25 protein-coding genes are annotated in these 24,710 nt (G+C 57.3%); 13 read left to right on the top strand and 12 right to left on the bottom strand.

From position 1 onward, the window contains the following. Positions 1–271 precede the first annotated feature (271 nt). The 3 genes from DevBK_RS19585 to DevBK_RS19575 are packed head-to-tail and all read left to right on the top strand — an operon-like array spanning position 272 to position 3,413. The gene (locus tag DevBK_RS19585) at positions 272–715 is read left to right on the top strand and encodes a plasmid mobilization protein (RefSeq protein ID WP_317186696.1); all 444 of its coding nucleotides are present in this window, start codon (positions 272–274) and stop codon (positions 713–715) included. Beyond that, positions 715–3,171, top strand: coding sequence for a conjugal transfer protein TraA (locus DevBK_RS19580; protein ID WP_317186695.1), 2,457 nt, complete (start codon positions 715–717; stop codon positions 3,169–3,171). Before DevBK_RS19585 ends, DevBK_RS19580 begins: the two co-directional genes overlap by 1 nt. A gap of 14 nt (positions 3,172–3,185) precedes the next feature. Continuing rightward, the gene (locus tag DevBK_RS19575; protein ID WP_317186694.1) at positions 3,186–3,413 is read left to right on the top strand and encodes a hypothetical protein; all 228 of its coding nucleotides are present in this window, start codon (positions 3,186–3,188) and stop codon (positions 3,411–3,413) included. A gap of 28 nt (positions 3,414–3,441) precedes the next feature. Here the strand turns inward: DevBK_RS19575 and DevBK_RS19570 are convergent, their stop codons facing one another. The 12 genes from DevBK_RS19570 to DevBK_RS19515 all read right to left on the bottom strand — a co-directional run bounded on the left by DevBK_RS19570 (position 3,442) and on the right by DevBK_RS19515 (position 16,308). Continuing rightward, on the bottom strand, positions 3,442–5,577 hold the full coding sequence (locus DevBK_RS19570) for a type IV secretory system conjugative DNA transfer family protein (RefSeq protein ID WP_317186693.1): 2,136 nt from the start codon (positions 5,575–5,577) through the stop codon (positions 3,442–3,444). Next, positions 5,561–6,586 (bottom strand): P-type DNA transfer ATPase VirB11, encoded by a 1,026-nt coding sequence (gene virB11 / locus DevBK_RS19565; RefSeq protein WP_317186692.1) that lies wholly within the window; start codon positions 6,584–6,586, stop codon positions 5,561–5,563. The genes DevBK_RS19570 and virB11 overlap by 17 nt, the downstream gene beginning before the upstream one ends. Next, on the bottom strand, positions 6,586–7,845 hold the full coding sequence (gene virB10 / locus DevBK_RS19560; protein WP_317186691.1) for a type IV secretion system protein VirB10: 1,260 nt from the start codon (positions 7,843–7,845) through the stop codon (positions 6,586–6,588). Before virB10 ends, virB11 begins: the two co-directional genes overlap by 1 nt. Beyond that, a complete protein-coding gene (locus tag DevBK_RS19555) occupies positions 7,845–8,648 on the bottom strand; it encodes a TrbG/VirB9 family P-type conjugative transfer protein (RefSeq protein ID WP_317186690.1) in 804 nt (267 codons plus the stop codon). Before DevBK_RS19555 ends, virB10 begins: the two co-directional genes overlap by 1 nt. A 2-nt stretch (positions 8,649–8,650) precedes the next feature. Further along, positions 8,651–9,340, bottom strand: a complete 690-nt coding sequence (locus DevBK_RS19550) for a type IV secretion system protein (RefSeq protein ID WP_317186689.1) — start codon at positions 9,338–9,340, stop codon at positions 8,651–8,653. 18 nt (positions 9,341–9,358) lie between these two features. After that, positions 9,359–10,381: a type IV secretion system protein gene (locus tag DevBK_RS19545; RefSeq protein WP_317186688.1), complete on the bottom strand. Its 1,023-nt coding sequence runs from the start codon at positions 10,379–10,381 to the stop codon at positions 9,359–9,361. Between the two features lie 208 nt (positions 10,382–10,589). Next, a complete protein-coding gene (locus tag DevBK_RS19540; RefSeq protein ID WP_317186687.1) occupies positions 10,590–11,312 on the bottom strand; it encodes a type IV secretion system protein in 723 nt (240 codons plus the stop codon). 2 nt (positions 11,313–11,314) lie between these two features. Continuing rightward, positions 11,315–12,409 carry a lytic transglycosylase domain-containing protein gene (locus DevBK_RS19535; RefSeq protein WP_317186686.1) on the bottom strand — a complete coding sequence of 365 codons (1,095 nt, stop codon included), beginning with the start codon at positions 12,407–12,409 and terminating at the stop codon, positions 11,315–11,317. Continuing rightward, the gene (locus DevBK_RS19530) at positions 12,409–14,811 is read right to left on the bottom strand and encodes a VirB4 family type IV secretion/conjugal transfer ATPase (protein WP_317186685.1); all 2,403 of its coding nucleotides are present in this window, start codon (positions 14,809–14,811) and stop codon (positions 12,409–12,411) included. Before DevBK_RS19530 ends, DevBK_RS19535 begins: the two co-directional genes overlap by 1 nt. Positions 14,812–14,814: 3 nt before the next feature. Continuing rightward, positions 14,815–15,111, bottom strand: coding sequence for a type IV secretion system protein VirB3 (locus DevBK_RS19525; protein ID WP_410494111.1), 297 nt, complete (start codon positions 15,109–15,111; stop codon positions 14,815–14,817). Next, on the bottom strand, positions 15,111–15,455 hold the full coding sequence (locus tag DevBK_RS19520) for a TrbC/VirB2 family protein (protein ID WP_317186684.1): 345 nt from the start codon (positions 15,453–15,455) through the stop codon (positions 15,111–15,113). The genes DevBK_RS19525 and DevBK_RS19520 overlap by 1 nt, the downstream gene beginning before the upstream one ends. Positions 15,456–15,474: 19 nt before the next feature. Continuing rightward, the gene (locus DevBK_RS19515; protein ID WP_317186683.1) at positions 15,475–16,308 is read right to left on the bottom strand and encodes a lytic transglycosylase domain-containing protein; all 834 of its coding nucleotides are present in this window, start codon (positions 16,306–16,308) and stop codon (positions 15,475–15,477) included. A gap of 234 nt (positions 16,309–16,542) precedes the next feature. On the opposite strand from DevBK_RS19515, the gene DevBK_RS19510 reads away from it, so the two are divergent. The 10 genes from DevBK_RS19510 to DevBK_RS19465 all read left to right on the top strand — a co-directional run bounded on the left by DevBK_RS19510 (position 16,543) and on the right by DevBK_RS19465 (position 24,538). Beyond that, positions 16,543–17,121, top strand: coding sequence for a hypothetical protein (locus tag DevBK_RS19510; protein WP_410494113.1), 579 nt, complete (start codon positions 16,543–16,545; stop codon positions 17,119–17,121). 107 nt (positions 17,122–17,228) lie between these two features. Beyond that, on the top strand, positions 17,229–17,669 hold the full coding sequence (locus tag DevBK_RS19505) for a thermonuclease family protein (protein ID WP_410494110.1): 441 nt from the start codon (positions 17,229–17,231) through the stop codon (positions 17,667–17,669). Continuing rightward, a complete protein-coding gene (locus DevBK_RS19500; protein ID WP_317186680.1) occupies positions 17,666–18,319 on the top strand; it encodes a thermonuclease family protein in 654 nt (217 codons plus the stop codon). Before DevBK_RS19505 ends, DevBK_RS19500 begins: the two co-directional genes overlap by 4 nt. 964 nt (positions 18,320–19,283) lie before the next feature. Continuing rightward, positions 19,284–19,922, top strand: a complete 639-nt coding sequence (locus DevBK_RS19495; RefSeq protein ID WP_317186679.1) for a DNA-binding response regulator — start codon at positions 19,284–19,286, stop codon at positions 19,920–19,922. 3 nt (positions 19,923–19,925) lie between these two features. Further along, complete coding sequence (locus tag DevBK_RS19490; protein WP_317186678.1) at positions 19,926–20,636, top strand: FkbM family methyltransferase; 711 nt, start codon at positions 19,926–19,928, stop codon at positions 20,634–20,636. Between the two features lie 91 nt (positions 20,637–20,727). After that, complete coding sequence (locus DevBK_RS19485) at positions 20,728–21,186, top strand: hypothetical protein (protein WP_317186677.1); 459 nt, start codon at positions 20,728–20,730, stop codon at positions 21,184–21,186. Next, positions 21,183–22,451 carry a sensor histidine kinase gene (locus DevBK_RS19480; RefSeq protein ID WP_317186676.1) on the top strand — a complete coding sequence of 423 codons (1,269 nt, stop codon included), beginning with the start codon at positions 21,183–21,185 and terminating at the stop codon, positions 22,449–22,451. The genes DevBK_RS19485 and DevBK_RS19480 overlap by 4 nt, the downstream gene beginning before the upstream one ends. Positions 22,452–22,701: 250 nt before the next feature. Next, positions 22,702–23,709 (top strand): ArdC family protein, encoded by a 1,008-nt coding sequence (locus DevBK_RS19475; protein ID WP_317186675.1) that lies wholly within the window; start codon positions 22,702–22,704, stop codon positions 23,707–23,709. A 162-nt stretch (positions 23,710–23,871) separates the two neighbouring features. Next, positions 23,872–24,129 (top strand): type II toxin-antitoxin system Phd/YefM family antitoxin, encoded by a 258-nt coding sequence (locus DevBK_RS19470; protein WP_317186674.1) that lies wholly within the window; start codon positions 23,872–23,874, stop codon positions 24,127–24,129. Beyond that, a complete protein-coding gene (locus DevBK_RS19465; protein ID WP_317186673.1) occupies positions 24,122–24,538 on the top strand; it encodes a hypothetical protein in 417 nt (138 codons plus the stop codon). The genes DevBK_RS19470 and DevBK_RS19465 overlap by 8 nt, the downstream gene beginning before the upstream one ends. Positions 24,539–24,710 lie beyond the last annotated feature (172 nt).

Here is a 24,710-nt window from a genome sequence, read left to right as displayed (position 1 = left end):
ATTGGTGTTTTGCATTTCACCAGGCTGTATCGAACCAGTTCACCAGAAAACCACGAAGGCTTGAGGTTCACGCCAGGGCGTCGTCGGGACCTCTCCTTATGACATATGGCGATGTGGTTTGCACGGGTTGCCTTGAAGGTGTTTAGAGGCATTAGGTCTAAGTTTCTTTTGGCAGGATACGCATATTTGTGGTACAACCTGCTGACGATCGAGGGACCTGCCCTCGATTTGGCCCGCTGGCGGGGCGTTTTAGGCAAGGCAGAGCAGCAAAATGGTCCGACGCAAACACACTGCCAGCGAGGTGGATGCCCCAGCGAAAAAGCGTGCTCAAAGCGCGCCAATCACCGAGACATCCAAGTCGGAAGTGGTGCGGGTTCGCGTTAGCGGTAACGAATTGCAGCAGATCGAGGCGGCGGCGGAAGCGGCAGACTTGACCGTTTCGAGTTTTATCCGGTCCCTGAGCCTCGAGGGCGCAGGGGTGAAACCCTTCCTGGCCTATGAGGACAGGCTGGTTTTCGCAGCATTGGCAGAGGAATTTCGCGCCGTTGGGGTCAACCTCAATCAGATTGCGCGGGCGATTAACGCCAAGCGCGAGGTCCATCCAGACGAGGTCTTGATGGCCTTAGGCAACGTCCTGACCATGATGGGGGTCGTCGGTTTTGAGGTTCGAGAGCTTGCTAAGCGCGGTCCAAGCCGGCGCCGGGAGACCGTGTGATGGACTTGGCAGCGTTCGGCAGTGCGGCAAGCCAGCTCCGGGAACGGTTGCGCGCCGAGGTAGAGGGCGAGCGCCGGCGCAAACGCTTGATGCAACTGCAGGACCAAGCTGGCCAAAAAAGCTCTGGCGGGGTCAGCGTCGGCTATAGCGGCGGCGGGCGATCTCCAAGCAAGCCGATGGTGCAGAGCGCGCCCAGCAGGCCCACGACCGTGCGCTACGCGGGCTTAGCGAAGGGCAGTCAGTCCGCCGTAGTGAAGCTAGCATCTTTTGCTGGCGGCGCGAGAGCAGGGGCCATGCTGGATTACGTGTCGCGCGAAGGTAGTTTGCGCGTCGAAAACGAGCGGGGTGAAAAGTGGGGTCTGGCCGGGGACGGGGCCAAGGTCCTCGAAGAATGGGAGCCGCTGATGGATAATCGCGCCCATAGCAAGGACATGGCCAGCTTCTCCCTAAAGCTCCGGGGCGACTTCGCTGGATTATCGGATTTGGAGTTGCGTGAGGTCGGACGGTCAACGTTTCATGGCCTTGTGTCGTCGCGCACTGAAGACGGCGAGGATCGTCACAGCTTCGCGTTCGGTATCGAGCGGCAGGACGACGGTGCGGCGGTCATGACCGGCCTGATGGTACTGCGCAGTACCAGCGGTGTCCGTCGCACGCCCGATGCAAAGGGCGAGGGAATGATTGCCCGCGCCATTAGTCAAAACAAGCTTGACCCGCCGGCGCAGCCCAGCAATTTTCGGTTTGGCGGCTATGGCAACGGTGTCGAGTACGGCACCCATAAACTGCGTGATCTGGTCGAACAGTTTGACGGCCGGATTACTACCGATCGTGGGCGGGCCATAGCGGATCAGAAGCAGGCTGGTGACCTGGTGCAGCGCGAGTGGCGCAAAGAGCTGCATAGTCGGGCGCCGCGCGATGTGATGCATGTCATCATGTCTGCCAAGGCAGGGACCGATCCCGAGGCGTTCGAAAGCGCCGTCCGGGGCTTTATGGCTCGCACCTTCGGGGAGCAGGGACACAAATATGTCTTTGCTATGCACGACCCCGCGACCGATCCCAAAGGGGCTGACGCTGGCGGTAAACGGCCCCACGTCCACGCCCATGCGATCATCACCACCAAAACCGAGCATGGCGAGCGTCCGAGGATTGGGCCGGCGACCTTCCGAGATTGGCGAGAAAATCTGGCGGAGCAGGCACGGCAAAACGGTATCCAGATGGAAATGACGGATCGGCGCGATATCGCCAGTGCGCCGGCATATACTAAAAACCAAGTCCGCCCGGTCAGCCGGAAAGGACGCACGGAACACGAAGGGACGAGCAGGCCGGCCCATGCCCGCTATACCGCCAAGCGCGAAGGAGTGCGGGTCTATGCCAGTAGTCCGCGGAGCCAGCAATATCGCACCGAGGCAGTCAGCACCTGGGGCGCTTTGGCGCTATCTGCCGATAGCAAAGTTGCACAGTTCGCCCGCGCTCAAGTCGAACAAGTCCGGGGCATTGAGACCCAGGGAGCGCAGGTCATCAAACTTGATAAGCGCCGCGAAGGCTCTCCCGCCTTTACCAGGCATATGGTATCGTTGATGGCACTCATTTCGGAGGAATCCAGCATGTCCGATGGCGCGCAGCAGGATATCAGAACCAAGCCAGAATTTGAGCAATATGAGAAGGCCGTTGGGGCCGCGATCTTCAAGGCAGAGCGCGAGATAACTGACCCCGAGGAGCGCAAAGCCCTTGATGAGCTCACTCAGTCGGTGCGCGAGGTTGTCGAAGCTAAGCGCGCCGTTGTCGAAACCGCGGCCGAGCTGGTCGAACACGCGGAACTACGGGCGCAAGGCGTGGATGTTGACGAGGGTCGCAGGCAATATCGTGAGGCAGTCGAAAGGCATGGCGCTGAAAACGTCGACGCCGGCATTGCGCTGTTGAAGAACATGGATCGCGCGCAGGATGCCTGGGTCGAGGCAGGAGAGCCGAAGGATCCAGATCATCCGACAACGGCCATTTTTTCGGCCGAGTTGTCGGCCGTCATCAACGCAGCGCGTAATGACGGCAATACCTATCTGGCTGAGGTTGTGCAGGAAACGGAGGCTTTGCGCGAGATCGATGAGCAAGGTGATCGTTACGCGGAACAGTACGACCACCAGGATCAGGTTGGATCTTTCGCCGATGACGCGGATCGCGACGGCCGACGTGCGGAAGAGTACTACGAACGCCATAAGGCACCAGAGGCCGAACCTGACCATCAGCGGGCCGAGGATCAGGACGACCGCAAGGCCAACGACAATACCCGTCAGTTGCACGAACAACAGATGCGCGTTGACGGGGCAAAACAAGCCACTGAAAAAGCCCGCAGCGAGCAGGATGCTCGTAAGGAGCAGACGAACAGCGACCCAGCTCGTCAACAGGTTCCGCGCCAGAGTGAGCAGCAGCGCCAGCGTGATCGCGACGATGACCTAGATCGATAGGGGCTTTGGATTTCATGAGCGATCAGCAGCAGCATAATTGGGCAGCCCAAGAGCAACAAAATGCGGATATAGCTGCCCGCAATCGGCGAACTCGCCGTGAAAGCGCCGCCTGGGATAAGGCTCATCCAGAAGAAGCGAATTTAAAGGGGTGGTTCGCCGTTATTTCAATTGTAGTGGGCGCACTAATCCTGCTTTGGGCGCACTACGGTCCCATCATTCGAGACGCGATCTACGGCGGGTAGCAAAATAAAGGGGTCAACGGGCCCCTTTTTAAGCGGTAGCACTTGCCGCTTCGGTGGCGGTTGTTTCCTCGAGTGATAGCCGAAACAGATCCTCAACAGGGCGGCGACGGGGTTTTCCGATTTTGGTGATGGCCACGTCGCCGGTTGCCTTAGCCTTGGCCTTTACGACCTCGACAGTCGCGAGCTTGCTCTCAAGACCTTCATCCGTCACGTCACGAATTTTCTTTGCTGACCGTACCTTGACCTGTCGCGACGGGATAATTTTGGCGGCAGGTGTTTTTGGGCGGGGCGATCGTTTGACTGTCTTCAGGGTTGTCTCAGTCGCAATGATATCGGCCAGATTGCTCTCTGCAGCCGGTTCTACGGCGGGAAGGACAGCAACATCTGGCGCTTCGGTCGGCGCAGATTGAGCAGTCTGTTCCGCTGGTGCAGTTGAAGGCGGGGAAACGATAGGCTCGGGCTCAACCTGGCTCTTGCCATACCCTTCAGCCAGGACCGGGATAGGAAGCCGCTCGCGAATTTCGACGTGGGGGACTTCCGGTCGATGCGCTTCCCCGTAAGCGGCCGCTGTCTGGAAAGGCTCCATCTTAAAAAAGCGGACCTTCTTGGCGCGGACTGGTTTTTGGCCTTCCACGAGCAGCACCAAGTCCGTTTCCGGTAATTGGCGGACCTCTTGGGGCATCATCAGATCGCGATCACGCATCTGCTCGATGCGCGTCCGCCGGTTGAGGCCCATAACCTCAATCTGGCGGGATTCGGTTTGGTAGCGGATCGTCTGCTTTCCAAGCGCCTTTGAAACATAGTCAGCCGTCGCCTGGTCATTGGCGCCGAGAATGAGCTGATAGCCGCAGTTGCCGAGCAGCGAGTGGCGGGCTGTCTCACCGTAGATTTCGTCCAAGTTTTTCAAATCCTGGATGATGAAGGCCATCTTGATCCTATAGCCGGCCACATAGGGCAGCTTGTTCATGACCTCGTCGACGCGACGGAGCTGACGAAATTCATCGAGCAGAAACAGCATCGGGATCGGGTTTAGCCGCAGCTCCCGCGTCAACAGATCCATGGTCTGTTGAATGAACAGGGTCAGGAGGGGCTTGAGCAGAGAAATGTCGGTGATTGAGGGGGCCAGATAGATGCTCACCGGCCGTTGTTGAAGCCCAGCCAAATTAATGTCGGTCACCGAGGTGGCAGCCACAATGCGTTCATTCATGAAAGGCTTCATTGCCTTTTGAATGTCGATCAGCGCCGATGCGGCCGCGCGATCGGAAAGGGCCAGGTAAGCGTTGAAGCTCTCGATGGTGAAGCGCGACAAATATGGCTCTGCCGCGATGATTGTCCGCAGCAGCTCCTGCAAGTTCACGCCGCAATTGAGCAGGGAATTGACCTCGCCAAAATTGCGCCGGCCCTCGTAAAGCGGGCTTTCCAGCAGATAGCTGATAATCCCGCCAATGACCTGTTGCGCCAGCCCTTGCCAAACCGCGTTGTTGGAATCGGATTGCTCAGGAATGAGGATCGAGGCGATATTCTGAATGTCGGTGGTGCGCGTTCCCCGGTCCTGCCGCACAAAATCGAGTGGATTGTAGCGATGCGTTTCGGCGGCCCCAGGCGAGAACAAGAAGACCTGGTTGCCTTGCTTTCGGCGATAGCCGGCCGTTGCGGAATACACTTCACCCTTTAGATCGGTGACGATCATCGAGCCCTGATGTTGCAGCGCGTTCGGGATCACATAGCCGGCGCCTTTGCCCGAGCGGGTAGGGCCGATCACCAAATGGTGCCGATCGTCATCACGACGAAGGTATTTGCCGGCGACGACACCGAACACATGGCCCTTTTTGCCAAACCACTTGCCTATTCGAAGGTCTGGCATGGTCTGGAAGGAAGCATCGCCCAACGGGTTCTTGGGCCTGCGCAAGCCGATGGCGCCCACGATGCCGGCAACGAACAGGGCAGGGAGGGCCGCCATACCAGCAACACCCTGCAAAGCGGTGTTGGTGCGAAAAGCATAGAACTGTTGAGCAGCGATCAATGGCCGTTCAGCCAGTGTCAGCATGAGAATATTGGGGTCATCGTAGAAGCCCCACAGGATTGCGCCATAGGACAGCAACCAGACGGCAAAAGCGATCACGAGACAAAACAGCCCCAGGAAGACTTTAAACAGCATGGTCATGCTGCCGCGCGAAAAAGATTTCGGAAACGCCGCGCTTGCCGCCGTCGCGCCGAAGCTGGATCACGACCGGGATAACCATGTGCAGGTATGACAGCAAATCGGCTTTACTGAAGGAGCCTACCATGCCGCCTTGCATGATCATCATCACCAGCTGCTCATAAGCGCCCTGGGGGGTATCCGCGTGGACTGTCGACATCGAGCCGGGGTGCCCGGTGTTGATGGCGCGCAAGAAGGTAAAGGCCTCTGCACCACGAATTTCGCCGACGAAAAGCCGGTCTGGTCGCATACGTAGGGAAGATTCGAGCAGGCTTTGAATCGTGACATTGGCGGTTCCCTGATCGCCCTTTGAGGCGATCAAGTGAACGACGTTTTTTTGGGTTGGGAACAACTCGCGCGTATCCTCGAGCGTCAAAATCCGCTCGTTGGGATCGACACTTTTGAGGCACGCATTGAGAAATGTAGTTTTCCCGGTCGACGTACCGCCACTGATCAGGATGGAGACGCGATTGCGGATGGCGGTATCAAGAAACTCATAAATCCGCTGCGCCTGAAGATGGCCGATTAAGTCGTGATCGAGCTGTGAGAGCCCGCCAAGCGAAACGGCAACCTTGTCGAGCGAGCCATTGTCCCGGTATTCCTCCAGGGTAAAATGCTGGGTCACTTGCTTTCGGATCGAGAGCGTTCCGCCATCGGGGGCGGCCGGCGGCAAGACGACTTGAATGCGCTCCCCAGTTGGCAGGGCGGCGCTCAACAAAGGCCTTTCACTATTGACGAACTGGTTGGTATAGGCCGCGACCCGCTGCGCTATCTGGCTAATCGCCTCTGCCGTCATCGCCGGAGTGGAGTGAAACTCCATATGGGCTTGACCTATGCGCTCAACGAAAACCTGACCTGGCTTGTTGACGGAAATTTCAACGACGGCCGGGTCGTCGAGCAGGCTTCGAAGGGGCTCCAATGCCTGTTCGACAACATAGAGCAGGGTTGGCAACATCGATGTGGCTGAGGACATTATCTCCGCTCACTAACGATTTGGCGCATTGCCTCCGTTATGGGGTCCTCGTACATCGCCGCAAACGAGAGATCCTGGCGCACATAGACGAAAACCCGCTCGCCTTGATCTATGCTGATCGTCGGCTTGAGGTTTGCATTGGCCGAGATTTCGCTCGAAATGAAATCGGCCATGGTTTGAGCGACGCCATCGACCGCCTTTTGCCTGGCGCTGCGATCATCATCCTGGCCTTCTTCAAACTCAGGCTCACCGCTGGAATTGGTCAGATAGTTGATGCCGCCGCCCAGAACCGACAGCATCAATGCCGAGGTGAAACGTTCCTTGAACTTGGTATCGACAAACCCGGTCATGCCCGAGCGGCCCAGGCTGTCGGAGCCCATAGAATTAAGCCGTAGGGACACTCCATCGGAGCTGATCAGACGGGACCAGACCACGAATACCCGACTTTGGCCGCGGATGACTTCAGACTGGTATTCCCCAATCAGGCGAGAGCCGATCGGGATCAGAATGCGGCGGCCATCGAACGAATAGACGTCTTCATTGACTACAGCCCGGATTTGCCCCGGCAGGTCGCTATTGATGGCAGTTTCGAGCAGTCCCGAAATCATCGTGCCTTCGGGCACAAGGGCGTCAATCCGCTCAAGGGAGCGTGCGTTTGCGATACGATCCTCTTGAGAAATCGAGCTTGCGAGATATTGGCTTGCTGAATCTGTGCCCGATACAGTAGCAGGCGGCCTGGCATTGCCATCGAAGGCTGCAGGTTCGGACAGGCCCTTATCGGGCGCCGAAACGTCCATCACGACAAGGCCGGACAGGTAGCGCTCGGGAAATTCCTTTTCGACCACTGGTGCCGGCTCCTGCACGATCAGCGTAGGCTCAACAATTGGTGGCGGCGGAACCATGGGAGGGGGCGGGGGTACGGTAAATTCGGCTACATCTGGCTCAGGCTCGACAGCCTCAACCGGTGGAGAGGGCGGCGGTATGACAACGATATTAGGTTCGACTTCCGGCTCGAGAGCAGCTTCTTCTGAATCTCGTACGAACCCAGGTGGGGAGAATGTCTCGGTATTGAAGGCTTCTTCCGATTGGAGCATGTCGCGCGGTGCGGTGTTCCCCGCCGCAAAGTTGAGATAGAGAGCGCCAATCCCCACCAGACCCAGCAGGCCGAAGCCCAGGAGCTGCTTGCCTTTGACGCTCCGGTCAGCAACGACGCTTTCGCCGCTGCCCTGGAGAGCTTGCAGTTCAGGCGCGCGTTCCATCAGTTATTGCTCCCACTGCGCGTCGTCGCTTTGGTGTCGAGAACGGGCGCATTGATGTAGGGATCGGGTGCGGCGATATCGGGCACGCGAAGATTAAAGATGCAGGTCCATAGGTCCCCTTCGCGCAGGGTAAATTGGGCCGCAGTGCCGTCGACCACGATGTACTCCCCTTCACGCCGGAAATTCACCAGCGATTCCGAGAAGTCGAGATTGACCTTGAAGATCGCCGGCATGCGGCCGGCGAAGCGGAAAAAGGTCATCTTGCCATCGTCAAAAACTTCGACGGGTTTGAGCGCATCCTGGCCCGAGAATGAGTAATTGATGTTGAGATTGGCCTTGTCGATGTTGCTGATCGCAGGATTGGCCGCGCGTATCGTGGCTTCTTCGCGAAGCGCATCGTTGAGGGCATTTTCAGGGTAATTGAACTGGATACCGAACACGTCGCCATTGCCGGGCGCCTGGTCGACCAGCTCTAGAAAGTAGATGCGCTTATCGGTGACGATGTTCAGGTTGGTGGGCACATCGCGCGCAATCGGCTTCACGAACAGAATGTTGCCTGCAGCGGCGGGAACGATCTGCCAACTCTCCGAATCGCCCAGCGACAGGGTCTGGAATTTCTCAGACTCGTCGAAAATAATCATGGTCGAAATGCCATATGCAGCGCGGACCTTGACCACATTGTTGGCCTGGTAGGTCACATGCGTGACGCGCTGGTCTAGACGGCCTGATTGCGGGGTCTGCGCCGCAAATCCCTGTGTCAGCAGGCCGGCCATGGCGCTCAGGATGAGGATGATACGCTTCATTGCTATTGGCTCCCGGCCGTTACGGTTTCTTGGTCGCGCTGATACTCATAGACTTGGAATCCCAGCGGATTATCGAAGCGCCATTCCATGCGAAGGGGGGTATCGGTGTAGCGGAAGCGGACAACTGAGATGTAGTGTTTGACCGTCAGCTGGGCCGGGCCAGTTTCGGTGGTCGAGAACCGGACCAATGCCGTTGAGGTATTGGGGAAGGTCACCGATTTGATTTCGACGGCCACAGTCCGATTGGTGCCGTACACCTTCGTCGGATTGGTCGGATTGGTATTGCTGTAAAGCCGGGTCAAATCGTCGGAGGCACGACCTGTCGATAGCAATTGCGCCAGACCGAAATTCTCCGACACGGCATATGGATCGTATTTTTCCCGGGCACGGATATAGCGCACGACATTGGCCTGGGTAACGGCCTGCTGTTCTGTCAATGTCGCGGTGCGGGTCAGCCCCGAAGTGACTTCCATGTAGCCAGTCGTTTTATCGACTTCCACGAAGTAGGGCTCAAAGGTCTTGAGCGGCATCAACATCGCCAACACCACAAGACTGCATACCGCGACGACGCCGAGGGTCATTGCTATGAGCCAAGCGACGGCGCGCGAACGCCGATCTCGGCGCGAAATGTCTTCTTCCCAGCGTTGGCCGTCCTGATAGTAGGTCACGAGCCCTGAATCGGCTTTAGGCATTGGCAAAACCCTGATTTATCACCCGATGCGGGGTGTGCTGTTCTGTTTGATGGATTGGGCCATGTGCCGAGCCGCTGGCATCGAGCTGGACATCCTGTCGAGTGCAGTGACGTTGGAATTTACGCCGGCCGAGACGCCTTGATATCCAAGCTTACCCGCCATTGTGCCCGCGGCCGTCCCTCTCCTGGCCGTCCCCTTCAAGAGGCCCCCAGTGGCGCCGGCCAGGTTCATCGCCTGCCCACCAGCGATGCTCGCAGCAATCGACTGCACGTTGAGCAACACGAAAGACCCGGCGATGACGATGAGAATGAAAGAGGCAAAGTCCGACATTTGGAGGCTGTTGGCCTCCATGGCCGCTTTCATCTTCCCAAGTTCGGGGGTTGCGGCGGCAATCATGAAGGCCGCGACGGTGTAGATGAACAGAGGCATGATGGCATATAGGATCACCTGATCGAGCCAGCCGGCGCCATATTTTCGGGTGTCCGGAAACAAAAAACAGGCGACGAAGATCGGCGCAGTGCCCAGCAATACCCACATGGCGAGTTTGGAGAGGATGAGCAGCGCCAGGGCAATTGCTATAAATATGCCCGCAGCAATCCAGATGATTGCGGCCATCACGCCGGGTAAAATCGCCCAAATGGAGGTTTGCGCGGAATAGGCGCCGGCGACCTCGTTGGCACTGTGCCAAATGTCGGAAAGTCCGCTCGTGGGTTCGGTCACGCCCGTACCTGACACGGTCAGAACAGCGCGCCCCGCATTCTCTGGAACGGTCGTCATCCACTCATAAAACAGGGTGTTGAAGTTACCCCAATTGCTCACCAGCAGCAGGATCACCAGCATTCGGCAAACCCGGCCGACAATGTTGGCAAAGCTGGCGGAAGCCGTGCCCATCATGATCTGCAAGCCGTAATAGCCAACGTAGAGATAGAACGCGATCGTCAGCAGGGGCACAACCTCGCTGCCCAGGACACCAAAGGCTGTCTCGCTAAAATTCGTGCCCGTATCGTCGATGCGCTGCAGCAGTTGGCTCAGAAAATCCATTCGACGCCCCTAGAGAGCCAGAATTGCAGCCGCGGCTTCAGCCGAGTTGACTGGTGACATCGGCCCGCAATCCTGCGGCTTGATCGCTGCATATGCCGATAGGTTGGCGGGGCGCTTGCATGGCGCGGACTTTGAGGGCGGGGGCGTCGTTGCGCACCCCGCCAACAGCCCTGCCACAACAGCGAGCATGACACTTTTCGCAAGCATCTTAGTTTTCGCTGCCGCGGTCATACTCAAGTCCTTTGGTGGTGTTGGAAATGTCGGTCAGCGTGCGAACATTGTCCGCCTGCAGCGACGACACGGCCCCGTTCATCACGCCGATCAACTCGTTGATGGTGAGGCCCGCTTGCACCTGCAACTGAGTGTTTTGGTCGATTGAACCTTTGATGTCCTCGGCTTTGCCGATCTGTTGGCTGGCCTGCTCAAAGGAATCCCGGCGGTTCGTGACACCCTCTTGGGTACCCTTCACAAGCGCGGAAACGCCCATGACAGTGTTCATCAACTGCTCGTAGGATTTATCCCCGGCAAAGTCGGAATTTTCCTCTCCCGAGAGCGACTTGACGAGCTTCATCCCGTTGATGAATAGGCTGGCAAATTGGGCAATATCGTCATTGCCCGATCCAAAATTGGGAACCCCACCCGACATGATGCTCGAAAGATCGGGCATCGAGCCGACAGAGAAACCGCTGCCTACGGCGAGGTCTTGCATTGGCTGCTGGACGCTTGAGCGGTCGCCAATAACCGCCTTTAGCGTGTCTTCTACTGTCGTCAGGATTTCCTTATTTGTATCGAGGATGTCGTTTGTCGTGCTGGCAGTGTCACGCGCAATGCTGAGATTTTCGCGGTCAATCACTGGCACTTGAGCCATTGCGGGCAGGGAGAACCCCATCATTACCGCGATGCTGATAAAACCGATTTCCTTGATCGTCATAGCTATAACTCCGGGGTCAGTTGCAGGGTTACGCGCCCAGCAGGTTCAAGCTCCGCCACACAGGACTCGGTCTCGTCGTCCCAGGTCGTGCCGGGCTCTTCGCAGATATTTTCGACCGGCTCGCTTGGGTCAGGTTCGACAGCCTTAGGCGTCGAATTGAGAGATTGTGCCGTGCTCGACTGATCGGTGAGCTGCATCGCGTTCTTGCTGTTGAGCAAGTCCGCAAAGACCGCTGCCATGCCAATTGCTTGGTTGAACAATTCGAGGTTGGCATTGCGAGCCGTCGAATTGTGATCGAACGATTCAATCATGGTACCCGGCTGTTGCTGGCCGAGCTGTGTCAGCCATGACGTGACATTGCCGAGGTTGGCGGAAGCACCCTGACTTGCTCCCATGGCATTCACCGTGGCATCGCGCATGTTGGTGTAACCCGAAGACCCGCCACCGTAATTGAGCGGAATGCTCAACATGTCGGAGCCGCCCAGAGCAGGAATCCAGCGGGTCGTGATGTTGCGAACATAGTCCTGGGTTTCCTTGAACGGCGGGATGCCGCCGTATTTGGAAACGTTGCCTGGGCCGGCATTATAGGCAGCCAGGGCGAGGGATACATTGCCCCCATGGGCGTTGAGCTGACGGCGAAAATAGCGTGCGCCGCCGCGTAAGTTCTGCTCGATGTTATACCGATTGACTCCCAAATCCTCTGCCGTTCCCGGCATAAGCTGAGCCAATCCGTAGGCGCCGGCCGAGGAGCCAATGCAGGGGTTCAGGCGGCTTTCCTGGTAGACCAAGGCCATGAAGATCTCTTCATCGATGCCTTCCTCGCGCGCTACCCGGCGAACCAGGCCCGCAATTTCTGGGTTGCGGGCCATTGCATCGTTCGGATCGTCTCGCGTGGAGGGGCGATACATGGAGCAGGTTATGTTGGTCGAAACGACCGCGCGACTGCTGTCCGTCGTACCAATTTCTGTCGTGGTGCTATCCCGTTCTGATCGTTCGCCCTCGATCGCCTCATCACTGACAGGCACTTGCGCCACTACCGGGGCCGGAGCCATCATTGCAGCCGCACAGATCGCCATCACAACAAGGGTTCGCTTCATCAGTTACTCCCCTTCATGAACAGCTCGAGCCAGTCCGCAGGGTCGTTGCCATGTTCCATGCGCAGCACTTCGCACTCGGCAATAGTCTCGCGTCTGCCAGAGAGAACCTTGACCATTTCCGGCATGGTGGAGAGATCGAGCTTGGCGATCACCGAGTCATTGCCATGCTTGATCAGAAACGTGCGCGACTCCGGCGCCGTGGTTTTGATGAAGCCAAATTCCTTGGCCGTAAGACCAAAGCGCTTGATGTAGCTTTCCTCGTCCGCCCGTGGATTGGGGAAATGGATGTTGGTCGATGACTGCTCGATCAAGGTGTGGGACACGGACGATTTGGCGATGTCGGCAGCCGACTGCGTGCCAAAACCCACGATGCCGTTGAGCTTACGGATCGTTTTCATCTTATCCATGATGAAGTGGCTAAAGGTCGGATCGGACAAAAGCTGCCAGCCTTCGTCCATGAAGAACATGACCGGCTCGCCGTTCAGCAACTCGTCCAGGCGATGATAGATATACATCAACGCCGGGGTCCGAACTTCGGTATTGCTCAGGATATTGGTCATATCGAAGCCAAAGCAGCGGGTGCCACCCAGGCTCAGAGCGTCGGTTGGGGCATTGAACAGCCAGGCCTTGTCGCCATCAAACCAGGGGCGCAGCCTTGCGGCCAGATCGTTGCTATCGGCTCGGTTTCGCCCCGCCATCAAAGCGGCCAGCGTCGCGAGATTGCGACGTTCCAGCCCTTGGCTCATGGTCTGGCCAATGCCCTGCTCGATCAGATCATTGTCCGACTGCGACAGGGTCAGCTCACCGCCTACCATCACCTTGATCAGCCGGTTCAAGAAATCCCGGTTTTCGGCATTGTCGGGCAGTTGGAGCGGGTTGAAACCCGTCGGCGTCCCGGGCGTCAGCACTTCATAGGAGCCGCCCATGGCACGGATGAAAATTTCCGCGCCGCGATCCTTGTCAAAGAACACGGCGCGGGGCCGTGGCGACACGCGGAAGCTCTGCGCCAAGAGGAAGGTCATTGCTACTGTCTTGCCTGAGCCGGTTGGTCCGGTGACAAGAAAATGGCCGATGTCGCGTTGGTGGAAGTTGAACCAATAAGGCGTTTGCGATGTGGTTTCGAGGATCGAAATCGGGAGATTCCAGTGCGGAGCCTCTTCCCGTCCCTGCGCAAAATTATGCATCGAGGACAGGCCGGTAAAATTGGAGCTCGAAAGCATCGCCCCACGCGCGATATAGCCGTGGTTTCCCGGCAATTGCGCCCAAAACGCCGCTTCAAGATTGAGGTCTTCACGCACCCAATTGATGTTCATGTCGGTCAGGCTTGCGCCCAGGTCCGACACCACCTTGCCCAGTTTTTCATTCGAGCGGCCGATTGCCAAAAGGCTCAGATGATGGACGCCAAAGACCGCCTCTTGATTGGCAAGCTGGTTAAGCGCCCGGTCGATATTCTCCTCGACGGCGCTGCCGGCCTCGTCGGATGCCGCGATCTGGCGCTTGAGGCGCGTGATGCGTTCCTGAGCAATCGGTTTGTCTGAGATTGAAAACGACTGGGTCAGGATGAATTCGTGAGGAAGCTGCAAGAGACCATCCAGCATCCCAGGCCCGGTAAAGGGTGGGTATTCCTTGATTGAGAGCATGGCGCCAAACCGATCATCGGCCTCGTCCGCCGCCTGGACCTGCATGGCGCGTTTGCCGAAGTGCAGCCGCGCCGACCCGACATAGCCATTGATCGCCATGCGGGGCAGTCGCATTTGCCGCGACACGCCACCGGACAGGATCAGCTCGAGGAATTCGCACGGCTCGGAGTACGGATCGCCGTCACGACGCACGATGCCGAGAACTCGCGCGCCATATTTGGCGAGACCGCCTGCGATATTGGCGACATGTTCCTCCAGATCGGAGGCAGACTCGCGCAGCTGCTGGGTGGTTACTGCGTTGCCGTTCGAGCGGTCCCAGAGGCGTTTGACCTGATCGCTGAGGCCGAGCGCGCCTTTCAAATCTGAGCGTACGATGGTGAGAAAAATATCGTTTGTGAACATGCGCTTTTGGGCCAGGCGGGTCTGATAGCGCTCGTCCAGTTCCCGGCAGAACGGATCGTCAAAGTCGCTCGGGAGCGACGGCTTGAGCTCCCGGCGCACCACGGTGGACCAGACTGAGAACCGGCTTGATCCGAGGGCGCGGATCAACGTGTTTTGTACCGCCGACCGAAGGTTGATTTCGGCCTGATCTTCAGTCTGGAAAAACAGACCGTTGAGCTTGATAACGCTCATCAGCGCGTCATTCTTCAATCGCACAACGCTATCCGCTACGTGTCGCGTATGGGGGATATGGCGGCTCATCAGGGCTTCGCCCTTCAAAGAGCTTCCGAAACCCATTTCATCGCGCAGCGCATTCAGCATGGTCTATGGTCCATATGAATTTGTGCCCCAAAACCCCTTGTTCCGGGTGCGGGGAGTACGGCGTGAAGTGACTTGCAGGACGTCCAGGATGCGGGCGTCGCGCGCGCAAAGGCTAAAAAGGACCAGATAGGCGACAGGCACGACGAGCAGCGACCAAAGCGAGTTGGTCGCCAGCCACGCGATAATGCCCAGCCCGACCACCAGAACGATCGCCATGTAGGGCACGCCCCAAAGAGTTGGCGACCGGGTCAGCCCGATCACCAAAGGGGTGATGTCTGGATCGACATCTTGTGCGTCCATCAGTTGCCGCCAACAGTGCCGATCAGCGCATCGACCATGGCCGGCGCGCCGAACACCAAGCCAATGCCGATCACAACGGCGCCTGCCGTGAACCAAGACAGCCGGCCAGCAAAGGCCATGAAACCAAGCGAGATGACGGCAATGATCGCCAGCGACCGGCCAAAAGGACCGGTCACAAAATCCACGATCATTTGGACGGCTGCTTCCAGAGGACCGAACGCGCCACCACTACCCCCCTGACCCTGTGCATAGGCATGGGATGGCAAGGCCATCTGCACCGCGACCGTCACCGGGACGGCCAGGCCATATTTGCGGAGGGTCTTGGTTGGCCAGTTTCTGAGCATGGATAGTCCTTTCGCTGCGCTAAAATTCCATCACCCCAGCGACAAATTCGCCGGGCTTGGTTGCTTGGATGATGCCGCCAATGGGCGCCGACGAGAGAGGGGCCGGGTCCGTAGCCGGGCTGCCCGGCGCAACTGCTGGTGTCGCTTTGCCACTAGGCTCGATCTCGATGCCCATCTGGTAATTCACGACGGTCGCAAGATAGTTGACCGTCTCGAATATCGGCGGCACTCCGCCATATTCCACGACCCTGCCTTCGCCTGCATTGTAGGCGGCAGCCACGAGCAGGGGATTGCCGAATTTCTCGGTCAGCCAAGCCAGATAGCGCACGCCACCGTCGATATTGGTTGCAGCATCGCAGGGATCCGTCACGCCGAAGCGGTCTGCTGTGCCCGGCATCAGCTGCATGGGACCGCGCGCGCCTGCCGGCGAGTTGCGCTCCCGGTCAAATCGGCTTTCCGCGTAAGCAATCGCTACGGCGAGCGAAATATCGACACTGTGGCGTTCCGCCGCCTCGGTCACCATCTGCTGGATCTGATCGACCGAAAACGGCGATGGAGCGCACTCAGCAACGTTAGAACTACCTCGATCAGGAAGATCATCCAAAAGCTCAAGTGACCTTTTAATAGGCTCGTCATACCCAATTTGGTTCGTGAAATTCTCCAGAACGGGTGACTGATCGACGCTTGAAGCCACCCCGTCAGCGCCAAACACGAAATCATCCACTGCTGGTTGAACCGATGCTGTGGGGGCGGATGCAGAATTCAACTCTGTCGATTTGGGCGGAAAAAACGAATTGATATCAATGGCTAGTGGCTGCCCATGGGTCGACGAATAGGGTGCGATGGCAGCCAAAGCGGCAACTGCTCCGCAGAATTTTAGAGGGGGCGCACTGCGTCGCATGACTGGTTCCGAGCGGTTGTCCAGGGGGTTACAAAGGGGCTAAAATCTGCTTATTAAGCTCTCGTTACGATTTCTAGTACCCCGATAGTTCCGAAATCGAAACCCCCAAACTTGTCTTAGCGATATCTAAATAGGGATACACCTAACATGACGCATAAGGGCAACACCGTTGGTCTGGCCGTCCTCATGCTTGCGGGAACGATTGGGTGGGCGCATGCGATAGAGCCCGTAGATCAGAGCTATGTCCGCTCACTGGCCGCTCCAGGCAAAACCGTACTGGTCATGGAGTATTCAGACGCAACCGGTGCCGTCGTTGAGCGCAAAGGATACGCGTCAGCCGACGGCTTTAAGGCGATCTCTGGCACTCAATTTCGCGTCAACGCAAACACGGTGGTCAAGCTCTACGGGCTTGAGGCGTGTAACGGCGACATGGTCAACCAGACGGAGGGCTATACGGGGAGCTGCGCAGACTGGGCCATGAGCGGTCTGAGCACCGAGCTGGAAAACCCCAAGGTCATCTATTGTCGAGCATTTGTGTCCGAGCAGAATGCGGCTGAGCAAGATGCTAGCTGCTATGTGTACGTCTACTTTCCCGGCGCCATGGACAGTGTCTACAACCTGGAGGAACAGCTTGTTTCCACCGGCTTTTTGAGGCTCGAAAAAGACCGTGCAGGAAATCTGCTGCGTCCCGATCTGGAGGACAGCGCTGCCATCGGTAAGGAAGGCTATGGCATGTGGGCTGACCCACGCGTGCAAGCACAATGAGCCGGTTTCCTCTAACTGCTCTCGCTGTGATCGCTGTCGGGTTTGCCTCCACGGCGGGTATTGCAGCGCCTCCCGGTTATTTTGACCTGGCGCCGGGGGTGACCCTCATGACGGGCGAGTCCTGGAGCGATGGCGCTAAGAACTACCGCCTATACGGCGTTCAATCCTGCCTACGCTCCACCACATATACGAACGGCGCTGGCCAGCTTGCCGATTGTGGCGACGCTTCGCTGGCCATGTTCGCCGCCTATATCAAGGACACCAAGCCGGTTTGCGCGCCAGTGATCGTCCTGGGCGAGCTGACCTATGTCATGTGTTATTCCAGCGTTGGCGACCAGCAACTGGATCTTGGCACCTTACTCATATCGAGCGGTTTTGCCTTCGCTGCGCTCGACAAGGATGGATTGCCCTACAGCGCTAACTACGCCGTCGCAGAGCAAACCGCCCGCGAAGAAAAACGCGGCCTTTGGCAGTTTTCCGATGTGCAGCACCCAGCCATTGCCCTTGCCATCCAGGCCAATAGACCTGCAGGAAACTCCCAGCAATGATCGCTCGCGCTGCTATTCTTACCGCTATTGGCCTGTCAGTCGCGTTGACCGGCTGCACCTCAAGCCAGCGATATATCGCAACCGACGCCCGGCTCGCACCTCCCGGCTTCTCCGGTCGCGTGAGTGTTGTTGACGGTCGAACCCTAATGTTCCCCGAGCATGGCCGGACTGTTCAGCTCATGAACATTGACACTTGCGAGCTTACGCAATGGGCGGTGGTGCAATCATCGTCCGGGTCATCCCCCGTTCCGTGCGGAGCAAATGCCAAAGCTTGGCTCACGCGGACAGTGGGAGCGCAATCGGTCGAATGCCTTGGTGCAGGTTTCACCCATTCGGGCCAAGTCCTGGCCTATTGCACTGTAAGGGGTAGAGACCTCGCGCTTGAAATGCTTCGGGTCGGTCTGGCCGTGATTAACACGCCAAGGCCGCTCCGCACTGAGTATTTCTCGGTTCAGTCCGAAGCCGTTGCCAAGCGGTACGGGATTTGGGGCACCTTTGTACTCGATATGGACGAGTGGCGCCGGCGCGCTGTCGACCAAACCCCCACACGCCAGCCGATTGCTGACTACAATCTTCTCGCTGATCGTCACCGTGACGTGACGCCGCCGATGTTCGAGAGCCGCAACCTTCCTAAAGTGACTGGCAAGTGACGCATGCCGATGCTGAACTACACATGTTCGTCGCCACCATTGTTCCAGGCGTCGCATTGGTCGCCGCACGGCTGAAACTCAACGGAAAAAAAAGAGTCTCAAGGTTGCCCCACTCAATGAGGGTCAACCGCCTCCCCGGCAAGGTGTTCACCCCCCCTGACCCGACTGACAATCATAAATCCTACGATGTATGTCAGTCGCTTGGTTTCGGTTTCCGTGCCATTCCCGCGCCCCTCCAAAAGAGCGCAGCGCAGCTCAAATTCGCGCGCGCTGAATTCCCGAAGATTCTCAACCGCCCCGCCGCGTTGCGCCCTCGTGAACAGCCCGTACGCTTTCATGTGGGCGTCTATCGCAGCTTCGGTCTGTTCGTAGCTCATACCTTTTGCGTCACTCTGTTCAGAGGGAGCTGGCGCCGCCGGCTCCCCTGCCTCGTGGTGAGCATCGGGTGTGCAAACGAAAGCCGAAGGCAGAGCCCCAGGCGTTTCCTCATCTTGATAAACAAACGACCGTATTCTTTGCGGCATGACGCCCCTATTCAATGCTCGGCGAAATGGCGACGGCAGCTTGAAATCCGACGACTCCCTAATCATTGCTGAAGCGGACAGTGTGAGCGATAAGGGCTACGCGCCGACGCGAGAGCCAAAAAACGTATCCGCTCAACCCACTGCAGACCGACTTCGAACGGTATGGAATTGAACACGTTCGGCCGCGCTTTGACCCGACGAGATTGCCGCCTAACGGAGCCCCAGACGGCGTAGTCCAACTCATAGTTTTTGTGGGCTGGAATCTGGTGTACCTGACGCTTTAGACGGACGGAACGGCTGGCTCTGCGAAATGCTCTATCTGCAATCCGCCGGCACGCTACCGGGTGCGCTTCCAAAAAAAAGGGATAGGGCTGTCCCTATTTGGGTCTGTTTTTCCATGTCAAACGTCACATTGACCCCTGAAAAAATGGAATGAAGCCGTGGAAAGCACGTACCGCGCACTGGTGGTAGAAGATCAAACCCTTATGCGCCTGGCGCTGATGGACCAGATAAGCACGGCTTTCGAGAACGCAGCGGTGCTAGGTGCGCAGACGCTTCAAATTGCTCTCTATGAGCTAGCCAAAGAAAATTTCGATCTCGTGATTATAGACCCAGGACTACCGGGTTTTGACCCAACGTCTAAGGATGACAGGCTCTCGGTAGTCAGCAGGATTATTGAAGCATCACCAACGGCTCTGCACGCGGTCATAACTGGCTCTGACAACACGGCCGAAGCTGACCAGTTCCGCGGATTGGGCGCAGTCGCCTATCTCGGCAAAACCGGGCTGGAACCAGGGATGCTCAGTGATGTGCTCGATGACATTTCATCGAGCGGATTCTCCATCCGCTTGTCCAGAGTGACGATGACCGTTCCCGATTATTGTCATTCTGCGCTGACCCCCCGTGAACAAGAAATCATCAACCTGATGGCTCGGCGGGAGCCAGGAATGTCGCGCATCCAGATTTATGAGCAGGTAGCGGGCAAGCTCGGAATCGATCGCGATTCAGCCGAAAAATACTTCAAAAAGGCCCGTGCAAAAATAATGAAGTCTGACCATAAATTGCCTGTTGGGATCTAATGCATGCATATTTTGAACGTTCACGGCGTAAAAGTTCCCGTTAAAAACAGCGACATTTCCCCGGTGATATGGCAAGCGCTCGAAAGCGGTTCCTACGAGGCAAAAGAGGCTAAAAGGGTCGCCGCTGTTGTGAAGCCAAACGACCGGGTTTTAGAACTTGGCAGCGGCCTTTCGGTCATCACAACGCTGATTTCCCGCATTGAGGGCGTCAAGGTCTGGGCAGTGGAAGCAAATCCGGCCACGGTTGCCCTAGGGCATCGGGTGCTGGAGGCCAATGGCGTCAATAACGTCAGTTTGACCCAAGGCTTACTCACTTCCGGGCCTGCCAGTGAACACACCTTCTACATTCGCAAAGACCTCTGGATGTCCTCGATCGATCAAGACCAGGGGCCTTATGAACAAACCATCACTTTGTCCTCATCCAACATCGACGAATTTATTACGGCTCACGCCATAAATGTTCTCTTCATGGATATTGAGGGTGCAGAAAGGGACTTGCTTGTTGGAGCCGAACTGCCCGGGATTCAGCGTATTTTCATTGAGCTGCACGATCACCTATACGGATTGGAGGGCATTCGCCGCATCACTCAAGCGCTGACCATTCGGGGCTTCGCTTACGACCCCCGAGCCTCCTTTGGGTCATGCGTGCTTTTTGCACAAAACGACGGCCCTCGCGAATATCAGTCAGAAGCCAGCAATGAAAATTTCAAATAGATCCGTACTTTTCGCACTTTCGCTTCTAGTTGCGCCACTGGCTGGCCCTGCGCTGCCTGTCTCGGCGGTCGACGTGTCGGACCCCAACATCATGACCATCAAAGACGCTCAAGGCGAGGATGTCGAAACTTTCAGCACGGAGCAGTTGAAGACAGTTTTCAGCCAGCAAACCTACAACACGCGCACGCCTTGGACAGCGGAGGGCGAAGCCGTTACCTACCGTGGCCCATTGCTTGCTGACGTACTGTCCAAGACCGGACAGGCCAACGGCGCGTCTGTGCGCGTGACCGCTTACGACGACTTTTATTCCGACATCACCATGGACGAGATTGTGAGCTATCATCCGATCATCGCGGTCGAACGGAACTGCACTGACCAAGATCGTCAACGTGCCGTATGTGCGCCGGAGCAAGAGTTCCGTCCCATCTCAATGGTCGAAAAGGGTCCGATGTTCATGGTCTGGCCGTATGATAGCTTACCCGACTATTACCATCCGTCGCGCAATGCCATCTGGGTCTTTTTCCCGATTTCCGTTCAGCCCCTTCCATGAAAAGGGTCATTCCCAAGCACTTCTTTGCCGCGCTCCCCTACATTGGACTACTCATCTTCCTCGCTGGCACGGTCTGGGCGTTTGTGCAGAGCGATAGTTTTAGAATTCAGACCAGTCAGTTCCTGACCCAAAGATCTGAGTTTCAGTGGCGAGCAGGTCAGGCTCGCGAAGCCCTCATTCGGCTCACCGGATACATAGAATTGTCTGCGGCAACCGGGAACGATCTCAATCCCGACGCGATGCGGCAGACCATGCTTGCACAGACCAACATCGCGCAGATTCTGTCGTTGTTATATCTGCCGACTTTGATTGATGAGGATCAAATTGCGCTCCTAGAACAGAGCCAGCATTCCTATGAAACTGCTGTTATGCCCACTATCCTGTCGGGAGCCGCCACGTCTGAGGCACTGTCTGAGCAAGTGCGTGAAATAACGAAAAACATGGCAACCACACCGCGTAATCACGCCACACAGATGATGGTTTCTGAGCAGATCAGGCAGGATATTGCACGAAACTGGATGTATCTATGGCTCGCATTAGGGCCGCTCGCACTCATCTACGTCACTATTTATCGACGCTACTCATACCTGTTTTGGCAGGACAAGCAGATCCGTGCTTTCGCTTCGCTGTTCGTCCATATGACACGATCGCGCGTGACAGCCTTGCGGATGTTCTTGGACAACGTTAGCGCCGAAAAACCCCCAAACAGGGAAATGGTGATTGCCGCCAGAAGCGCCGCACTTGAGCTCGAAGGAATAAATGATGACCTGCACCAGATCGCCCACTCGAAAAGCGAGCAACGTACAGAGGTCCTGGGAAAGTTGATGGGCGGCTTAGCCCAAAACGATACCGTGGACATCGTGGCAAACGCAGATGCTGTTCACTGGCATGTACCCGCAAGCGCCGTTAGCGTAGTGCTGGATGAGCTCGTTCAAAACGCGCTTGCGGCTGTCGAACAAATAGAAGCTCCCAAGGTCGCGGTCAAAGCGGCGATCAAACGCCCGACCTTCCCATTCCAGTCCCCCATGCTGCTGCTCCAGGTCACCGATAACGGGGTTGGAATGCCCCCTGAAATTGTCGAAAAGGCCACAATGCCCTTCTTCTCAACCAAGGCCGGCGAGCACACCGGCCTAGGCTTGACCAGTTGCGTTCAAATGGCCACGTCCCTAGGCGGCAAGCTGACGATCGTCAGCAAACCCGGCATTGGCACTACCATAAGAGTTCGAATTCCGCTTCCTAGAGCAGCTCGCTTTTCTCCTACTTAGGGGGAAAGACCGCCCGGCGCTCTCTCCCCCGCAAGAGCTGCAGCGGGGTTTCCCCATCCTTCACTTTCGGCCTTCGGCCTCCGTTGCAGGAGCGCCGAAGATCCGCATGCGCGGATTTTCGTCACCCCTTTGGGTGGGTGATCCCCCTCCCCGCTTCCGCTCTTGCCCCCCTCTCTCCGGTCCGGTCGCGGACACCTCGGAGGCAGAGGCGCGGCCTCTGCCCCTACGGGTCAGATCAAGGAGAGAAAGTATGACCACCCGCACACCCAAAACCGCCAATCGTGACACCGGAAACAGCAAGACCAATAAGGCTATCAAGACCTGCGAGGCTCCCCGTGTCGACGTTTACGAGCGCGTCACAGCTAAGATTATAGAGCAGTTAGAGGCCGGAACCCGTCCTTGGCATCGTCCCTGGGCTATCAATGCAGCCCCTCTCACCCGTCCGCTACGCGCCAATGGCCTTGCCTATCGGGGTATCAATACACTGTTGCTCTGGATGCAAGCGCAAACCTGTGGCTATCGGTCGAGCTTTTGGATGACCTACCGTCAGGCGCTGGGGTTGGGCGGTCAGGTCCGCAAAGGGGAGAAGGCGGCGACCGTTGTCTATGCCGGGGCCATCGAGCGCACCGAGCAGAACGAAAAAGGCGAGGACGAAGAAAGCCGCATCCCGTTTCTCAAAGCTTATTCCGTCTTCAATGCCGATCAGGTAGACGGCCTGCCTGAACGCTTCCATCCCGTTGCGGTAGAGCCAAACACGCCGCTTGATCAGATGCAGCGCATTGAGGCGGCGGACGCGTTCTTCACCAATATCGGCGCAGACTTACGCCACGGCGGCGACCGGGCTTTTTATCAGCCTGCCGCTGACTTTATTCAGATGCCACTCTATGAAGCCTTTGAAAGCGCAGAAGCCTATGTGGCAACCCTGGCCCACGAGGCCGTGCACTGGACGGCTCATACCAGCCGCCTCGATCGCGATATCAAAAATGGCTTTGGCAGCAAGGATTATGCCCGCGAAGAACTGGTGGCCGAGTTAGGCGCGGTTTTTCTAGGCGCAGACCTTGACCTTTTCATTGAGCCGCGCGCCGATCATGCCAATTATCTCGCTTCATGGCTGGAGGTGTTGAAGGAAGACAAGCGGGCAATTTTCCGCGCGGCAGCCCACGCTGAACGGGCCGCTACGTTCCTACATCGCCTGCAGCCTGATTATGTCGATGCAGCCACCAAGGCAGATCCCGAAAGGTCCGACCAAGCGGCCTAAGGCACACCGTCGGCCGGGCGCGACATGGTCCGGCCGACCTTCATCAGCTCGTGGACCAAGATTGATCGAACACCCATTTTGGAATGGCCGCTATCGCGAATCGCGGTACTTGCGAATAGTCGAATAAAGCGTATATTTCGTTTAATACGAAGGAGTGGTGCCATGAAGAATTTTTCCACGGTTGATCTGCTGCGCGATTTAAAAACCGTGACCATGGCGGCAGACCGCCAACCGGTCGCCATCACCCAGCACCGCAAACCCCGCTATGTCCTGATGACCTACGATGATTTTGCCGCCATGAAGCAGGACGGCGATCCGCGCCGCGTCTATGGCGCAGGGGAAACGCCACCGGACCTGGCCGCGCAGATCGATATCGCCCTGGACAAAATTATTGCCGAAGGCACTGAACCCAATGGCTGATATCCCGCCCAATGGCTCAATCATCCGCTATGCCTATCTTTGGAAATGGCAGCGCGACAATCACGAGACGGAGGGCCGCAAAGAGCGTCCCGTGTGTTTGACACTGTCATTGCCGCATGGCGACCAAACCGCCCTGATCCTGCTGGCCATCTCAGGCACCCCACCCCGCGCCGACCAAACCACGCTGGCCATCCCCGAACTCGAGCGGCGCCGCGCGGGTTTGAGCGCGTGGAAAGACGCCTGGATTACTGTTTCGGAATATAATTTCGATATCGCCGAGAAGTCCTACTATTACGATCCCCAACCCGAAGTCCTGGGCACTTTCAGCAAGGGGTTCCTGGCGCAAGTGGCCATTGCCTTTAGGCCATTCACGACGAGCAAAATTGCCCGCGTCAATAGGGTCGACTGATCAGCAGGTGCTGACCTCCTGAGGAAGGGCCCCTGCCCCACCGGGTATTCAAGGATCGCTCCTGACCCGATGTCAGATATTGACCCACGGATTCTGATTTCTCAAAGCTGCCAAACAGTGCGATGCTTTCTGACGATTGATCCTTCCGGTTGCACTTGCCAAAGCATTACCG

This window comes from Devosia sp. BK (assembly GCF_032907385.1).
Lineage (GTDB): Bacteria > Pseudomonadota > Alphaproteobacteria > Rhizobiales > Devosiaceae > Devosia.
The sequence above is the reverse complement of the archived record's forward strand: the minus strand, read 5'-3'. Positions and strand labels throughout refer to the sequence as shown.

Coding starts and splice junctions, on each gene's coding strand:
- DevBK_RS19585 (WP_317186696.1), top strand. CDS start 272: ATGGTCCGACGCAAACACACTGCCAGCGAGGTGGATGCCCCAGCGAAA.
- DevBK_RS19580 (WP_317186695.1), top strand. CDS start 715: ATGGACTTGGCAGCGTTCGGCAGTGCGGCAAGCCAGCTCCGGGAACGG.
- DevBK_RS19575 (WP_317186694.1), top strand. CDS start 3,186: ATGAGCGATCAGCAGCAGCATAATTGGGCAGCCCAAGAGCAACAAAAT.
- DevBK_RS19570 (WP_317186693.1), bottom strand. CDS start 5,577: ATGACCATGCTGTTTAAAGTCTTCCTGGGGCTGTTTTGTCTCGTGATC.
- virB11 (WP_317186692.1), bottom strand. CDS start 6,586: ATGTCCTCAGCCACATCGATGTTGCCAACCCTGCTCTATGTTGTCGAA.
- virB10 (WP_317186691.1), bottom strand. CDS start 7,845: ATGGAACGCGCGCCTGAACTGCAAGCTCTCCAGGGCAGCGGCGAAAGC.
- DevBK_RS19555 (WP_317186690.1), bottom strand. CDS start 8,648: ATGAAGCGTATCATCCTCATCCTGAGCGCCATGGCCGGCCTGCTGACA.
- DevBK_RS19550 (WP_317186689.1), bottom strand. CDS start 9,340: ATGCCTAAAGCCGATTCAGGGCTCGTGACCTACTATCAGGACGGCCAA.
- DevBK_RS19545 (WP_317186688.1), bottom strand. CDS start 10,381: ATGGATTTTCTGAGCCAACTGCTGCAGCGCATCGACGATACGGGCACG.
- DevBK_RS19540 (WP_317186687.1), bottom strand. CDS start 11,312: ATGACGATCAAGGAAATCGGTTTTATCAGCATCGCGGTAATGATGGGG.
- DevBK_RS19535 (WP_317186686.1), bottom strand. CDS start 12,409: ATGAAGCGAACCCTTGTTGTGATGGCGATCTGTGCGGCTGCAATGATG.
- DevBK_RS19530 (WP_317186685.1), bottom strand. CDS start 14,811: ATGCTGAATGCGCTGCGCGATGAAATGGGTTTCGGAAGCTCTTTGAAG.
- DevBK_RS19525 (WP_410494111.1), bottom strand. CDS start 15,111: ATGGACGCACAAGATGTCGATCCAGACATCACCCCTTTGGTGATCGGG.
- DevBK_RS19520 (WP_317186684.1), bottom strand. CDS start 15,455: ATGCTCAGAAACTGGCCAACCAAGACCCTCCGCAAATATGGCCTGGCC.
- DevBK_RS19510 (WP_410494113.1), top strand. CDS start 16,543: ATGCTTGCGGGAACGATTGGGTGGGCGCATGCGATAGAGCCCGTAGAT.
- DevBK_RS19505 (WP_410494110.1), top strand. CDS start 17,229: ATGACGGGCGAGTCCTGGAGCGATGGCGCTAAGAACTACCGCCTATAC.
- DevBK_RS19500 (WP_317186680.1), top strand. CDS start 17,666: ATGATCGCTCGCGCTGCTATTCTTACCGCTATTGGCCTGTCAGTCGCG.
- DevBK_RS19490 (WP_317186678.1), top strand. CDS start 19,926: ATGCATATTTTGAACGTTCACGGCGTAAAAGTTCCCGTTAAAAACAGC.
- DevBK_RS19485 (WP_317186677.1), top strand. CDS start 20,728: ATGACCATCAAAGACGCTCAAGGCGAGGATGTCGAAACTTTCAGCACG.
- DevBK_RS19480 (WP_317186676.1), top strand. CDS start 21,183: ATGAAAAGGGTCATTCCCAAGCACTTCTTTGCCGCGCTCCCCTACATT.
- DevBK_RS19475 (WP_317186675.1), top strand. CDS start 22,702: ATGACCACCCGCACACCCAAAACCGCCAATCGTGACACCGGAAACAGC.
- DevBK_RS19470 (WP_317186674.1), top strand. CDS start 23,872: ATGAAGAATTTTTCCACGGTTGATCTGCTGCGCGATTTAAAAACCGTG.
- DevBK_RS19465 (WP_317186673.1), top strand. CDS start 24,122: ATGGCTGATATCCCGCCCAATGGCTCAATCATCCGCTATGCCTATCTT.